Annotated in this window: 25 protein-coding genes; 24 read left to right on the top strand and 1 reads right to left on the bottom strand. The window is 69.8% G+C overall.

Annotated elements, in window-relative coordinates; genetic code table 11:
• Nucleotides 1–19 precede the first annotated feature (19 nt).
• The 24 genes from ACWY4P_RS40455 (at nucleotide 20) to ACWY4P_RS40570 (ending at nucleotide 12,107) form a co-directional block, all read left to right on the top strand.
• The gene (locus ACWY4P_RS40455) at nucleotides 20–430 is read left to right on the top strand and encodes a hypothetical protein (protein ID WP_456205641.1); all 411 of its coding nucleotides are present in this window, start codon (nucleotides 20–22) and stop codon (nucleotides 428–430) included.
• Nucleotides 427–1,098 carry a hypothetical protein gene (locus ACWY4P_RS40460; protein WP_456205643.1) on the top strand — a complete coding sequence of 224 codons (672 nt, stop codon included), beginning with the start codon at nucleotides 427–429 and terminating at the stop codon, nucleotides 1,096–1,098. The genes ACWY4P_RS40455 and ACWY4P_RS40460 overlap by 4 nt, the downstream gene beginning before the upstream one ends.
• Entirely contained in the window at nucleotides 1,098–1,328 is a 231-nt protein-coding gene (locus ACWY4P_RS40465) for a hypothetical protein (protein WP_456205644.1), read from the top strand. Before ACWY4P_RS40460 ends, ACWY4P_RS40465 begins: the two co-directional genes overlap by 1 nt.
• A complete protein-coding gene (locus ACWY4P_RS40470) occupies nucleotides 1,325–1,939 on the top strand; it encodes a hypothetical protein (protein ID WP_456205645.1) in 615 nt (204 codons plus the stop codon). Before ACWY4P_RS40465 ends, ACWY4P_RS40470 begins: the two co-directional genes overlap by 4 nt.
• Complete coding sequence (locus ACWY4P_RS40475) at nucleotides 1,936–2,172, top strand: hypothetical protein (RefSeq protein WP_456205647.1); 237 nt, start codon at nucleotides 1,936–1,938, stop codon at nucleotides 2,170–2,172. The genes ACWY4P_RS40470 and ACWY4P_RS40475 overlap by 4 nt, the downstream gene beginning before the upstream one ends.
• Nucleotides 2,169–2,501 (top strand): hypothetical protein, encoded by a 333-nt coding sequence (locus ACWY4P_RS40480; RefSeq protein WP_456205648.1) that lies wholly within the window; start codon nucleotides 2,169–2,171, stop codon nucleotides 2,499–2,501. Before ACWY4P_RS40475 ends, ACWY4P_RS40480 begins: the two co-directional genes overlap by 4 nt.
• Nucleotides 2,498–2,770, top strand: coding sequence for a phiSA1p31-related protein (locus ACWY4P_RS40485; protein WP_456205650.1), 273 nt, complete (start codon nucleotides 2,498–2,500; stop codon nucleotides 2,768–2,770). The genes ACWY4P_RS40480 and ACWY4P_RS40485 overlap by 4 nt, the downstream gene beginning before the upstream one ends.
• On the top strand, nucleotides 2,767–3,033 hold the full coding sequence (locus ACWY4P_RS40490; protein WP_456205652.1) for a hypothetical protein: 267 nt from the start codon (nucleotides 2,767–2,769) through the stop codon (nucleotides 3,031–3,033). The genes ACWY4P_RS40485 and ACWY4P_RS40490 overlap by 4 nt, the downstream gene beginning before the upstream one ends.
• Nucleotides 3,030–3,194, top strand: coding sequence for a hypothetical protein (locus ACWY4P_RS40495; protein WP_456205654.1), 165 nt, complete (start codon nucleotides 3,030–3,032; stop codon nucleotides 3,192–3,194). The genes ACWY4P_RS40490 and ACWY4P_RS40495 overlap by 4 nt, the downstream gene beginning before the upstream one ends.
• A gap of 109 nt (nucleotides 3,195–3,303) precedes the next feature.
• Nucleotides 3,304–3,822: a hypothetical protein gene (locus tag ACWY4P_RS40500; protein ID WP_456205656.1), complete on the top strand. Its 519-nt coding sequence runs from the start codon at nucleotides 3,304–3,306 to the stop codon at nucleotides 3,820–3,822.
• Entirely contained in the window at nucleotides 3,822–4,205 is a 384-nt protein-coding gene (locus ACWY4P_RS40505; RefSeq protein ID WP_456205658.1) for a hypothetical protein, read from the top strand. The genes ACWY4P_RS40500 and ACWY4P_RS40505 overlap by 1 nt, the downstream gene beginning before the upstream one ends.
• Complete coding sequence (locus ACWY4P_RS40510; protein WP_456205660.1) at nucleotides 4,198–4,491, top strand: hypothetical protein; 294 nt, start codon at nucleotides 4,198–4,200, stop codon at nucleotides 4,489–4,491. Before ACWY4P_RS40505 ends, ACWY4P_RS40510 begins: the two co-directional genes overlap by 8 nt.
• Nucleotides 4,488–4,826: a hypothetical protein gene (locus tag ACWY4P_RS40515; protein WP_456205661.1), complete on the top strand. Its 339-nt coding sequence runs from the start codon at nucleotides 4,488–4,490 to the stop codon at nucleotides 4,824–4,826. Before ACWY4P_RS40510 ends, ACWY4P_RS40515 begins: the two co-directional genes overlap by 4 nt.
• A 104-nt stretch (nucleotides 4,827–4,930) precedes the next feature.
• On the top strand, nucleotides 4,931–5,137 hold the full coding sequence (locus tag ACWY4P_RS40520) for a hypothetical protein (protein WP_456205663.1): 207 nt from the start codon (nucleotides 4,931–4,933) through the stop codon (nucleotides 5,135–5,137).
• Between the two features lie 68 nt (nucleotides 5,138–5,205).
• Nucleotides 5,206–6,366: a DNA polymerase III subunit beta family protein gene (locus tag ACWY4P_RS40525; protein ID WP_456205664.1), complete on the top strand. Its 1,161-nt coding sequence runs from the start codon at nucleotides 5,206–5,208 to the stop codon at nucleotides 6,364–6,366.
• A 151-nt stretch (nucleotides 6,367–6,517) separates the two neighbouring features.
• Nucleotides 6,518–7,552 (top strand): phage recombination protein Bet, encoded by a 1,035-nt coding sequence (gene bet, locus ACWY4P_RS40530; protein WP_456205665.1) that lies wholly within the window; start codon nucleotides 6,518–6,520, stop codon nucleotides 7,550–7,552.
• A 72-nt stretch (nucleotides 7,553–7,624) separates the two neighbouring features.
• Entirely contained in the window at nucleotides 7,625–8,152 is a 528-nt protein-coding gene (locus ACWY4P_RS40535; RefSeq protein ID WP_456205666.1) for a hypothetical protein, read from the top strand.
• A complete protein-coding gene (locus tag ACWY4P_RS40540; RefSeq protein WP_456205668.1) occupies nucleotides 8,149–9,060 on the top strand; it encodes an exonuclease domain-containing protein in 912 nt (303 codons plus the stop codon). The genes ACWY4P_RS40535 and ACWY4P_RS40540 overlap by 4 nt, the downstream gene beginning before the upstream one ends.
• A gap of 70 nt (nucleotides 9,061–9,130) precedes the next feature.
• Nucleotides 9,131–9,865, top strand: a complete 735-nt coding sequence (locus ACWY4P_RS40545) for a BRO-N domain-containing protein (RefSeq protein WP_456205669.1) — start codon at nucleotides 9,131–9,133, stop codon at nucleotides 9,863–9,865.
• On the top strand, nucleotides 9,862–10,176 hold the full coding sequence (locus ACWY4P_RS40550) for a hypothetical protein (RefSeq protein WP_456205670.1): 315 nt from the start codon (nucleotides 9,862–9,864) through the stop codon (nucleotides 10,174–10,176). Before ACWY4P_RS40545 ends, ACWY4P_RS40550 begins: the two co-directional genes overlap by 4 nt.
• The gene (locus ACWY4P_RS40555) at nucleotides 10,173–10,658 is read left to right on the top strand and encodes a hypothetical protein (protein ID WP_456205671.1); all 486 of its coding nucleotides are present in this window, start codon (nucleotides 10,173–10,175) and stop codon (nucleotides 10,656–10,658) included. The genes ACWY4P_RS40550 and ACWY4P_RS40555 overlap by 4 nt, the downstream gene beginning before the upstream one ends.
• Nucleotides 10,655–10,873 (top strand): hypothetical protein, encoded by a 219-nt coding sequence (locus tag ACWY4P_RS40560; RefSeq protein WP_456205673.1) that lies wholly within the window; start codon nucleotides 10,655–10,657, stop codon nucleotides 10,871–10,873. The genes ACWY4P_RS40555 and ACWY4P_RS40560 overlap by 4 nt, the downstream gene beginning before the upstream one ends.
• Nucleotides 10,870–11,844 (top strand): hypothetical protein, encoded by a 975-nt coding sequence (locus ACWY4P_RS40565; RefSeq protein WP_456205675.1) that lies wholly within the window; start codon nucleotides 10,870–10,872, stop codon nucleotides 11,842–11,844. The genes ACWY4P_RS40560 and ACWY4P_RS40565 overlap by 4 nt, the downstream gene beginning before the upstream one ends.
• Nucleotides 11,844–12,107 (top strand): WhiB family transcriptional regulator, encoded by a 264-nt coding sequence (locus ACWY4P_RS40570; RefSeq protein ID WP_456205676.1) that lies wholly within the window; start codon nucleotides 11,844–11,846, stop codon nucleotides 12,105–12,107. The genes ACWY4P_RS40565 and ACWY4P_RS40570 overlap by 1 nt, the downstream gene beginning before the upstream one ends.
• A gap of 81 nt (nucleotides 12,108–12,188) precedes the next feature.
• Here the strand turns inward: ACWY4P_RS40570 and ACWY4P_RS40575 are convergent, their stop codons facing one another.
• Entirely contained in the window at nucleotides 12,189–12,386 is a 198-nt protein-coding gene (locus ACWY4P_RS40575; protein WP_456205678.1) for a hypothetical protein, read from the bottom strand.
• Nucleotides 12,387–12,468 lie beyond the last annotated feature (82 nt).

Below are 12,468 nucleotides of genomic sequence, written 5' to 3' on the forward strand. Positions count from 1 at the left end.
GAAGAACAGGAGTGGACCCTTGTCCACATTCTTCCAGAACCCTGAACCCGACACGATCTTCGAGGAAATCACGTCCGGTCTCCGCCGGGTATCTCCGCTCGCGGCGATGTACGACGCGGCCGAGGACAAGCTGCTGACGGACCGCCCGGAGGGCTTCACGCCGGAGGACATGGGCCGGCTGGCATGGGACTTGCTTCCGGAGTCCGAGCGTGACGAGGCGTTCGACCAGTTGCTCTACACGTACTGGTCGGCGCGCGAGAACGACCGCGTGGAGCTGCTCCGGTACGAGCTGGAGCAGGCGTCCCGCGCCGAGCTGGCGAACCGGCTGGACAAGTTCAAGGCGCTCGGGGTGCTGGGCGAGTCGGCGCCGCCGGAGCTGGTCGCGGACATCGTGTCGCTGGCCCGCACCCTGCTCGGGGGCGCGCGATGACGACGAACCCCACCCCCGCCCCGCTGTCGCCGGAGCGCGAGGCCGAGATCCGTAAGCGCATCGACCGACTCAACGACGACCGGGTCATGACGGGCAGCACTTGGCTGGCCAGCCCGGTTGGACCCAAGAGCGTCTTCCCGCCGGAGCAGTCCCACGTGGTCGAGGACGTGCTGGAGACGAAGCACTCCGTGATCCGTGGCTCGGTGGGCGTGTTCGGCGACAAGCAGCGTGCCGAGTTCACGGCCCACGCTCCGGGCGACATCGCGGCACTGCTCACCGAGCTGAACCGGGTCCGGGCGGAGCGGCAGTCGACGAACGCCGCGCTGGTCGAGCTGACCGTGGCACTGCGGGCCGCCGATAAGCGCATCGCCGAGCTGCACACGCAGGTCGAGAAGCTCCAAGGGCTCCACACCTGCCCGGCGCTTGCGACGAACGGTGACCGCTGCTGCCGGACTCCTGGACACGACGGGGACCACAGCTCTTTCGCTGGCCGCCACATCTGGTCACCCGCCCACGCCGCCGAGGCCGCGAGGCTCCATGGCTGCAAGGCCGAGTACGGCGGGCCGGGCTACACCCACTGCGAACTCCCGGCCGGTCACGACGGCCAGCACGAATCCGCGCTCGGCAACATGCGGCGCGCGACTTGGGAACGGCGAGGTGACCGGTGATGGCCACGACGACGCCCCGCACGATCGCCGCCCTGGACGTGCCCGCCGAGCAGGTGGCCGCTGAGGCCCGAGCGCTGGACGACTGCCGGGTGCTGCGTGACGCGATGGCCGCGACCCACAGCCCGTCCGACCGGATCGCCTACGCCTACGACCAGTGGCTGGTCACCCACCCCGAAGCGTGCCCCACGGCCGCCGACTACCCCGGATGGACTCCTGGGAGGACTGCATGACCGACTACCCCGAGATCGCCGAGCGGTTCGCCCGCGAGACCACCAAGCACCAGATGACCGTCCTCCACGACGACGGGCTTTACCGGCACATCCGGTTCGCCAACCCCGAGCACGGCAGCTTCGGCGCCTTCCACCTGATCACCTGGCCGTACAACCTCGTCGTCAAGACGGGCTGGACGTTCCACTTCGACATCGACGCCACCCCCGACATGTTCGATCTGTTCAAGCGGACCGCGTTCCCCGGCGAGATCAACCCTGGCTACTGGTCGGAGAAGGTCCGCGCCGGACGCGACGAGGTCGAGGGCTTCGACCCGGAGTTGTTCGAGCGGCGGGTCAAGCGGTACGTCGTCCACGCCATCCGCGATGGTGAGGCCCCGCGCGGCATCGGCGCCGAAGTCACCCAGCGCATCTTCGAGTGGGGCGACATCAGCCACGAGACCGGTGCCCGCCGCGAACTGGAGGACTTCCGATACGAGGGCTGGTCGTTCGACGACACCTCCGAGTGGGACTTCCGGGACTACACGCCGGGCTTCCTGCACTCCTGCCACGCGATCCGCTACGGCATCGCCCAGTTCGACGCCGCTCGCAAGCCCGAGGCGGTGGCGTCGTGAGCATCCCTAGCTTCCTGGCCGCTCTCTCCGGCGGCGACCTGCCCGCTGATGCGGTGCGCGAGAACCGCTGCCTGAAGCAGCCGATCGGCTGCGGCAACCCACTGATCGGCGAGGACGGAACCGCCCGCGTCTTCTGGTCCGAGGACGAGGCCCGTCAGTACGAGGCGGAGTGGCGAATCACCGGGCTGTGCCCGGACTGCCAGGACGCACTCGAAGGCGGTGAGGAGCTGTGACGACTCTGACCGCCCTGGACCAGGCCCGCGCCTACCGTGCCCTGACCGCCCTCGCCGAGACCACCCCCGGCCTGCCCGCCGCCGACATACACGTCCGGGGCCACATCACCCTCACCAGCATGCTCACCGTCGAGGTCGTCGCGCACCACGACCGGGAGGCGTTCGAGGCGTGGCGGGAAGCGCTCGGCATCGAGGAGGTGGCCGAGCGGCAGCTGTCGTTCGGCGGCTGGGTCACCAGCGGCCACGCCATCCGTGACGGGATCGCGATCGTGCTGACCCTGCACCACCGGCAGCCCGCCCCGGCCGCAGCCTTGGCAGGCGCCGCATGACCACCTATGAGATCGACGACGCCCGCATCGACCTGGACCGCGTGCACTGCGACGCGATCGGCGTCGAATGGGAATGGACCGGCACCCGCGACGCCAAGGGCGCGCCGCTGATGCAGGCCGTGTACGGGCCCAGCACGCCGGTGCCGCTGCCGGACGTCCACGACGACCACGGGCCGCTCATCCCGGTGGCGCACTGTCGGCCGGACGCCCTGTGGCTGCGAGTCCTCACCGTCCCCACGCCGGCCGACCTGCTGCGAGGTGCCGCATGACCCGCCCGCCGGTGCCGCTTCCGGATCTGCTGCAGGTGTGGGCCGAGAACGTGGCCACGGTCATCGTCGTCCCGGTCGGCGACAAGTCGCTGGTGCGGGCGTACACCGCCGACGACCTGATCTACACCAGCAGTGACGAGGCCCTGATGCTGGCCACGATCCTGCGGCAGGAGTACCCGGACGCCGACTGGACCGTGCCGCAGACATGGCGGGCTGTTGACGGCGTGAAGCCCACCTGGGAGCGGCTGGCGGTGACGCCGTGACCTTCGACGTCGTACAAGCCCTCCAGGACCCCGACATCACCATTGCCGACCTGGAGGAAATGCGGGATCGCGCCCTCGCCCGGCCCTACGTGAGCGAAGTCGGCCACGCCATCGCCGAGGCCGCACAAGCCGAGATCGACCGGCGACAGGCCGCCCAGTGACGGCCGCCCGGCTCCTCGCCAGCGGCTGGACCACAGCCGCAGTCCTCACCGCCGCCAGCGCACTCCTGATCGCAGCTGGCTACCGCATCAACCACCCCAAGGGGGGACAGTGACCACCCACATGGACCGCTTCCGCGAGGCGCTGGAAGGTGCCGTGGAAGACGCACTCGCCAAGGCGCCCGAGGAGGTCGTGACCGCCGTCTGGAACGCCTGCGACGACGAACGCGGCCGACTCCTCGAAGAGAACGAGAACCTGCGCGCCCAGCTCAAGCAGCTCAACGCCGCCGCGAACCGGGCCCTCGACTCGCTGAACGCCTTCATCACCGACACCAGCGACCCCGGCGTCGAGGCGCTGGGCGCCCGCTACGAACTGCGGAACACGCTCGTCGAGCGACTGCCGCACAGCCCGGAGCCCGAGGTGCACAGCGTCGAGCAGCAGGTACGCGAGCAGATCGCCGATGAGATTAAGGCCGCGATCGACCGGAGCCGTGCGCACGAGGCCAGCCTCGGCGTCGCGGAGCCCGCGATGGACGCGCGTCGTCTCGGCCTCATCTCGGCGCTCCGCATCGTGCAGGGCGACGACCGATTCGGTGTCCCCGCCGCTGGGGTCCGGAAGGCGGGCGAGTGATGGCCGCCCGCTACGCCATGACGAAGGCCGAGACGACCGCGTTCCGCGCAGGCCGTGTCATCGGACACGACAGCGGGAAGCGCGAGGCCGCCGCCCAGCTGGAGCAGGCCCGACGTTGGGCCGCCGCCCTGGAGGCCCAGCTCGCCTTCGCCACCGAACTCCGTATCCCCAAGCAGGACGGCGACGAGATCGTCATCCTCCGCCACGGAGCCAACGCCGACCAGTGGTCCATCAAGGACGGCGGCCGTGCCTTCCGCGCCTGGGTCAACGGCCAGTGGCGACAGCTCAGCGACATCAGCCTCGACGACACCGTCACCTACCCCCTCCACGAAGCCCTCGACATCGCACGGCAGCTCGCGAACGGAGACGCCCCCAATGCCTGACCTGCTCGTCCAGATCGACGACAAGACCCTGCCGCTCGCCGCCTGCTTCTGGGTCCGCTTCGACGCCAACGGGTGCGCAACCGGCTCCGTCCGCCCCACCAGCGCCCTGCGCACCCTGGCCACCGCCGAGCAGGCCCAGGAATGGGCCATCCCCCACAAGCGCGATCGCGACCGCGAGAACAAGCAGGGAGTCCGATACGAGCTGCTGACGCACAAGCAGTGGGACACGCAGGCCAAGCCCTGCCTCCTCGGCAAGTGCAAGCATGGGAAGCAGGCCGCCTCGTGACCGGCCGCCACCGGGCCATAGACCGAGTCCGGGCTCTGAAGGCCGAGAACACGGATCTCACCTGCAAGCTCGTCGCCCTCGCCGGACAGGTCGACCTGCTCCAGGGCCAACTCGACACCGCCGGGATCGAACTCTCCGGCCTGCGGATCGACTACGAGAAGGCGGTCGTCGAGATCCGCCGGCTCCAGCAGCAGGTCATCGACGATGCCGCCGAGAAGGAACGCCTCCGGCAGGCGCTCATCCAGGCCCGGCCCCGCATCAGCGTCGTCGCCAGCCCCGTCGCACGGCCCTTCGCGCCCGACAGCGTGCTGCCCCTCCCGCAGCACGCCGCCTAGACGCCCGCGCCCACGCCGAGGCACCAGCCGGCCGGGCGCGGGACCAAGCCAGGAACACCCCCGCCCGTCCACAGCAGGCGGGCCAACCGCCAAGGAGAACACCCGTGACAGACCTTCCCGACGAGATCGCCTGGACCCTCATCAACACCGAGGACTGGGGCGGCGGACTCGAACGCACCTACCGCGCCGAAAACGTCGAACACGCCAACTGCGGCGGCGACGTACTCCTCGTCCACCTGCACGACGAGATGGATGCGGTCACCGGGGCCCACTCCCGCTGCGCCAAGTGCAACGAAGACCTCACCGCCTGAACCGCCACACAGGAACGCCCCGCCGAGGCGAATTCGGCGGGGCGACCAACCCCAAGGAGAACACGATCGTGACCACCACGACCACACTCACCACCCACCAACTCGCCGAACTCCTCCGCAAGACGGCCCCCCACATCGGCCGCCACTCCGGATACTCCGCCATCAACGGCCTCCGGCTCGACTCCGACGGCAACCAGCTCCACGCCATCGCCACCGACCGCTACACCCTCGCCGTCGCCCGGGCACGCCTCAGCAATACCGCCCCCGCCTGGGCCCTCACCATCAGCACCCGTGACCTGCCCGCCCTCACCGCCTGGCTCGACGCCGACGAAGGCGAGGAGAACGTGCACCTCTCGCCCGGAACCGACGGCGTGACCATCACCAGCGACCGCCGCAAGCTGGTCCTGCCCGCCTACAGCGGCGAATTCCCCGACTGGCGCGGCATGATCCGCACCGCGCTGGAGACCGAGGCAACCGAATCCCCATTCAGCGGCTTCCAGTCCGACTACATGGGCCGCTGGACGTCCGCAGGGCGCGAGGTCTGCACCTGGCAGGCCGCCTTCGACAAGCCCGTCGTCGTCTACAGCCACCAGTTCGTCGGCCTGCTGATGCCGAGGCGTATCGGAGACGAAGAGTCCCCCGCCGCACGGTACGAGGAATGGTCCGACAGCCTCGGCAAGGGCGACAAGGTCGAGCAGGCCGACACCCTCCACCCCTACGAGCCGCAGGAACTCGCCGAGCGCGAGAACTACGTCGACGATGCCGCGGCCGACCTCCTCAAGCAGGTGCTGCGGTCCACCAGCGACATGTTCGAGCTGTCCACCAGCGACCCCGGCGCACTGGCCGCCTACGCCCTCGCAGGCTGCCGGGCCTGGATCGCCTACCGGCTGCTGAAGGCGATGAAGAAGGCCGACCCGAAGCTGCTGCGCGAGACGCTCGCAGACACCGACGAGCAGCTCGAGTCAGGCGAGATCGGCGAATGGGCCTGGGACGAGGCTGAGAAGGCCGGACACGACCCGCAGAAGTGGCACGACGACTACGAGGCCCACCTGAAGAAGCTGGCCGACAAGCGGCAGACCCAGGAGCAGGCCGAGCGGTGGGAGCGGGTCGCCATGGCGTTCAACGCCGCCACCCAGGCCGGAGTCAAGTTCCGGATCGAGCCCAACCCGCACGTCCAGTGGGACAGCGACAACAACCGCTGGGTCGCCACCGACGCCTCCGCAGCCTGAGCCGCACGGCCGCCCCGCTCAGCAGCGGGGCGGCCACACAGCAACACCAGCCACACAACGGGAGCAACACATGAGTACCGACATCGTCAAAGCTGGCGGAGCCCTCGCCATACGCCCCGACCAGACCGATTGGACCCCGCAGCAGGGGGCCGTGCTGCGCCAGTCCGGTATCGACAACCAGGTGGCCGCGGAGGAGCTGTCCGCGTTCCTCCACCTGTGCCAGCGCACCCGGCTGGACCCGTTTTCCCGGCAGATCTACCTGATCGGTCGCTGGGACAACCGGCAGCAGCGGAAGGTGTACACGCCGCAGACCAGCATCGACGGGTACCGAGTCATCGCGCACCGCGTCGTTGCTGAACAGGGCGGAAACCTTGGCTATGAGGACACCCTGTGGTGCGACGAGGACGGCCGGTGGCGGGATGTTTGGCTGTCCGACGCGCCGCCCGCCGCCGCGAAGGTCAGCGTGATTCGGAACGGCCAGCGGTTTCCTGCGGTGGCGCTGTTCCGCGAGTACGTGCAGACCGGCAAGGAGAACAAGCGCATCGGGCTGTGGGGCAAGATGCCCGCTGGCCAGCTCGCGAAGTGCGCCGAGGCGCTGGCGCTACGCAAGGCATTCCCGCACGACTTGGCCGGGGTGTACACGGCCGAGGAGATGGCGCAGGCCGACAATCCGACGGCCGAGGAGCGGCACCTTCGGACAGTACAGCCGGGCGAGCAGGACCCGTGGGCCACCCCCGTGTCGCAGCCGCAGACCGTGGCAGTCAAGGGCCGCTCTCAGCCCGCACAGGACTTCGCCGACACTGCGGCGCAGGCGGCCAATGCGGCGGCGGTGAAAGACGTCTACAAGCAGGCGCACGCGGCCGGTCTCCTCACGGAGACGGTGAAGGTCGACCGCGAGCTGCTGGAGCTCGGCGCGTACCTGATCGCGCGGGGCCAGGAGCTCGCCGAACCCAAGCCGTCCAACGAGCCGGGACAGGACGACAACGTGATGGACGGCGAGATCGTCCCGGATGCGCCCGCCGACGAGCACGCCGCCGCCGAGCAGGAGCTCCGCGCGTTCGCCGCCGAGGTCGGCATCGACGACATCGACCGCGACGCCGCAGGCGCCCTCGGCCTCCCCCTCACCGAAGCCAAGGCCGACGCCATCCGCGGACTGCTCAACCAGCTCCGCGGCCAAGCCGCATAACCCCACCCGCACGCATGGTCGCCCCCGCGGGTATCGGGGGCGACCACCCACCCAGCAAACCACGGAGAACCCATGGACCTGCAAGCCCTCGCCATCGAGGAAGCAGCCCTCAAGAGCCTCGCCGACGCCGTCAACGACCGCCTCAAGGAGGTGAAGCAGACCATGCAGGAAGCCCTCATCGACACCGGCGCCTCCCGCGTCGACGCCAAGCTCCCCGACGGCACCAAGGTCGCCACCATCTCCCGCTCCGACGCGAAGCCCGCCGCCGTCGTCACCGACCCCGACGCCTTCCTCGACTGGGTACGGAAGAACAGCCCCCACAACGTCACCACCCGACTCGTCACCGAAGTCCGGCCCGCGTACACCACCGCGTTGCTCGCCGAGATGACCGCAGCCGGCGCCGCGGTCGTCGCCGACAAGGAAACCGGCGTCGTCGATGACGTGCCCGGCGTCGAGATCCGCGCGACCCGCTCCCTCACCCACAGCGTGCGGCCCACCAAGGACGGCCGCGAGCGCATCGCCGCCGCCTGGCGCGACGGCGAACTCGGCCACCTCAACCTCCCGCAGATCGCCCCCGCCCCCGTGAAGGAGGCGTCGTGACCTGGCACGACAAGAAGCTCCTTGCATGGGACTTGGAGACCACGGGCATCGACGTCGAGACCGCGCGCATCGTCACCGCCGCAGCCGTCGGCTACACGCCGGGCGTCACCATCGACAGCCTGCCGGACCACTCACGACAGTGGCTCGCCAACCCCGGCATCGACATCCCAGCCGGCGCCACGGCCGTCCACGGCATCACCACGGAACAGGCACAGTCCCTCGGGCGCCCTGCGGTGGAAGTCGTAGACGAGATCGCAGACCTGCTCGCCGTAGCGCAGGCCGAAGGCACACCGCTCGTCATCATGAACGCCCGCTACGACCTGACAGTCCTCGACCGCGAATGCCGCCGCCACGGCTTGGCCACCGTCGAGGAGCGCCTCGGTCGGCCGGTCGGCCCGGTCATCGACCCGCTGATCCTGGACAAGGCCGCCGACAAGTTCCGGCCAGGCTCGCGGAAGCTCGAGGCGCTCGCCAAGCACTATGGCGTCACCCTGGCCGCAGCACACCGGGCAGACGCGGACGCTCTCGCCGCCGTCGAGGTAGCCGTCGCTGTCGGAACCCGGTTCGAGCAGTTGCATGTCGATGCCCAGCAGTTGCACGTCTGGCAGATCCGGTGGGCCGCCGAGCAGGCGGCCGGACTCCAGGCCCACAAGCAGAAGACGGATCCGTTCGCGGTCGTCGAAGGCGCATGGCCGCTGGTGCCCTACGACGCGCTGCGTGGGGCCTTCGCCACCCTCGCCGACAGGTACGAGCAGGTCGCTGGCTGCGCCACCACCGAGCTCGGCCGCAGCCGCGGTCTTCAGCTCCGGCGCGTCGCCGCCGACATCCGCGACGTGCTCCGCACCGGGCGCGTCCCGCACGCCCTCATGACCGACGCCGAGCTTGAGCAGCACGGCACCGCCCAGTAGGGCCCCGGGCTGCCGCCGACCGAACCGGCGGCAGCCCACCACCCAAGGACAACACACATGGGAGACATCCATGAGGACCCTCATCGCAATGCCCGACGCCGACGGGCCCGGCCGCTCCGGACTGCGCCGGTTCAACGTCGACGGCAACAACATCCGCTTCGGCATCGCCGAGGACGGCCGCCCCTACGCCGTCGCCTCCGACTTCGCCAAGGCCATGGGGTATGGCCAGGCGACCGATGCCACCCGGCTCCTCGACGTTGGCGAAGCTGGTCAGCAGATTGTGCTGACCAGGTCCGCGAACGGCGTTGACCAGCGCCGAGAGATGAACGTCATCTACGAGGACGGCCTGTGGGAGCTGATCTTCCGCAGCAGTCTTCCCGGCGCCAAGGCCATCAAGAAGCAGGTCAAGGCGATCCTCCGGCAGATCCGAGAGACCGGGCGATACGAGACCGAGTCGATCGCCAGGCACCTCGACGCGGCGACCGTCACGTGGGACCACGCTGCCGCGGTGGCCCGTGTTCAGTACGGGCTCAATGTAGACGCCCACCGCTTCAAGGAACTCCTGGTCTCCGGCGGCATCCTCACCACCCGCAACAACATTCCTCACCGCAAGTGGGAGCACCTCTTCTGGCCAGTGCCGTCCGGCTCGCGCTGGGAGATACGCGCCTGCGTCCTCCCACAGCTCATCGACTTCGCCGCCAAGATCCGCCGCGAACTTGCCCTCGCCGAACGCGCCCTGCAGATGTCCCTGCCGTTCCCGCGAGCCGCCCTGACCAATGACTCCTACGAGGAGGACGCCTCATGACCGCCACCGTGCAGCCCGCCCTCGACGGCAGCGTGCCGCAGCCCGCCGACGATTTCGAGGCATGGACGGAGCGTGTGCGCCCAGCGTTCGTCGCCGCCGCCCAGTCGGGTCGGGAGTTCGCATCCTGGCACATCAAGGTCGCCGAGAAACTCCCCGAGCCCCCGAACCCCAAAGCCATGTGGGGTCAGCTACTGCACCGACTCCACGACGAGGGCCTGATAGAGCCCGCCTCGTTCACCACCACCCGCGACGGCAGCGGCGTCCGCACCTGGCGCGGCACCCGCGCCGCCCAGCAAGGCAGGGCCGCATGACCGCCCCGCTGATCATCCTGCTGGCTGGCGGCCGGAACCTGCCCGAGCCGAGCGTCGTCGCCGGAACCCTCGCCGACATCGCCCTCAACATCGCCGACGGCCCCATCATCGTCCGCCACGGCGCCTGCCCAGGCCCCAACTCCGCCGACCAAGCCGCATCCGACTGGATCCGGGCCTGCGGCGAATGGCTCGGCGTCACCGAAGACCCCATGGCCGCCGACTGGGACCACTGCGCACCCGACTGCCCGACCAGCCCCGGGCACCGGCGACGCAAGAAGCCGGGCGACATCTTCCACCCCGGCATCTGCAACGACTACTGCCCAGGCGCAGGGCCCCGCCGCAACGCAGACATGGTCAGCAAGACGCCGCGTGCCGAATGGATGCTCGCCTTCCCCGACCCGACAGGCCCCTCCTACGGCACCCGCAACTGCGCCCGCCTCGCCAAAGCAGCAGGCATCAAAGTCCACGAGGTGACCGCATGAGCCCCGCCCTGGCCCTCGCCCTCCACGTGATCGCCGGCCTCGCCATCGGCTGGCTCGCCGCCCGGGCCATCCGCTGGTGGCACGCCCACCGCCGCGCCAAAGCCCGCGCCCGGCTCCCCGAGCAGATGCACCTCCTCGGCCCCCACGAGCCCCGCTGGGCCCGCCGCACCCTCGCAGACATCCACCAGCTGCCCACCACCAAGGGGGACCGATGACCACCCGCACCCGACAGCTGCCGCCCCACGGCGACGAAAGGCGCTACAAGGGCACCCGCAGCGGAAACCGCCCACCGTGCCGGTGCACCAAATGCACCCGCGCCAACCGGATCGCCGGCGCCCGCCGTGCCCTCTCCCGCCTCAACGGTGAAGAACTCCTTATCTCCCGCGACATCCTCATGCCCCACATCGAACTCCTCCGGGCAAGCGGCATGAGCCAGGGCCTCATCGCCCGCCAGGCAGGCATCTCCCAGTCCACCATCAGCTACCTCGTCCAAGGCAAAATCCACGCCTGTCAGCGCAACAAAGCCCTCGGCATCCTCGCCGTCCGCCCCGGACAGTTCGACAACATCGCCGAACGGCCCAGCCTTGGCGCTACCCGCCGGGCCCGCGCCCTCTACGCACTCGGCCACAGCCGCACCGCCATCCGCGCGGCATGCGGCCTCAGCGAATGCGCCATCGGCTACATCGCCAATGGCTACTACCGCCACATCGACGGCAAGGTCGACGAAGCCATCCGCCTGGCCTATCGAACCCTCGGCCGCACCCCCGGCACCTCGTGGAAAGCCCGCAAGCGCGCCGTCGACAACAACTGGGCCCCGCCGGCCGCCTGGGACGACGACACCATCGACAACCCCGCCGCCCACCCCGACTGGACCGGGCACTGCGGCACCGACCACGGCTGGTGGCTCCACCGCCTCAACAACATCCCCACCTGCCAGCGCTGCGAGACCGCCCACCAGCAGTGGCTCGCCAACCTCGGCCCGGCCACCTCCCGCGAACGCTTCACAGCCCTCCGCAAGGCCCGCGCAGCCGCATCCAGCCGAGGCGCCGACCTCGCCGACGACGCCCGCGAACTCATGACCCTCGGCTACGACCACGACGCCGCAGCCGCCCGCCTCGGTATCACCAAAGAACACCTGTACCAGACCCTCAAGCGCCACCCGCAGAGCTACGGAGAGGCCGCCTGATGCCCGGCCCCGCTTGGTGGGACCAGGCCCTGTGCGTGGCCGAGGACCCCGGCCTCGAACTCTTCACCAGCGACGACCACCGCGGCGAACCACTCCAGCAAGCCCGCGGGATCTGCGACCGCTGCCCCGTCAAGGCCGCCTGCCTCGCCGCCGCACTCGCCGAAGAAGGCACCACCGCCGCCAACATGCGCGGCTCCATCCGCGGCGGGATGACACCCGTCGAACGGTGGGCCATCAGCCGGCCGAAGAAGACCGCCGCCTAGCCCGGCCGGCCCGCACACGACAGCAGCCGCACACGACAAACGCCCCGCGGAAGCGGGGCGAGGGAGGGGAGAGGGATGAGGTCAGTCAGAGTCGGCGGCCGGCTTCTTGCGGCGCACCACGACCTTGCGTTTCGGGGTTGGTGGCTTGATGCCCTTCGCCTTGCAGTAGGCGGCGACACGCGAGTGCACATGGCGACGCAGGTCATCGGTGCGCGTGGTGCCTTCCTCGGCACACAACTCGCCGTAGAGATCCCACATCTGGTCCTCGATGCGGATCATCCGGCCCGGCGTCCCTCTCGTCGTCATGGCGAAAGAGTAGCTGACCGTGCACGAGCAACACACCCCACCATGGCAAAGTGTG

Source organism: Streptomyces sp. LZ34 (genome assembly GCF_053890475.1).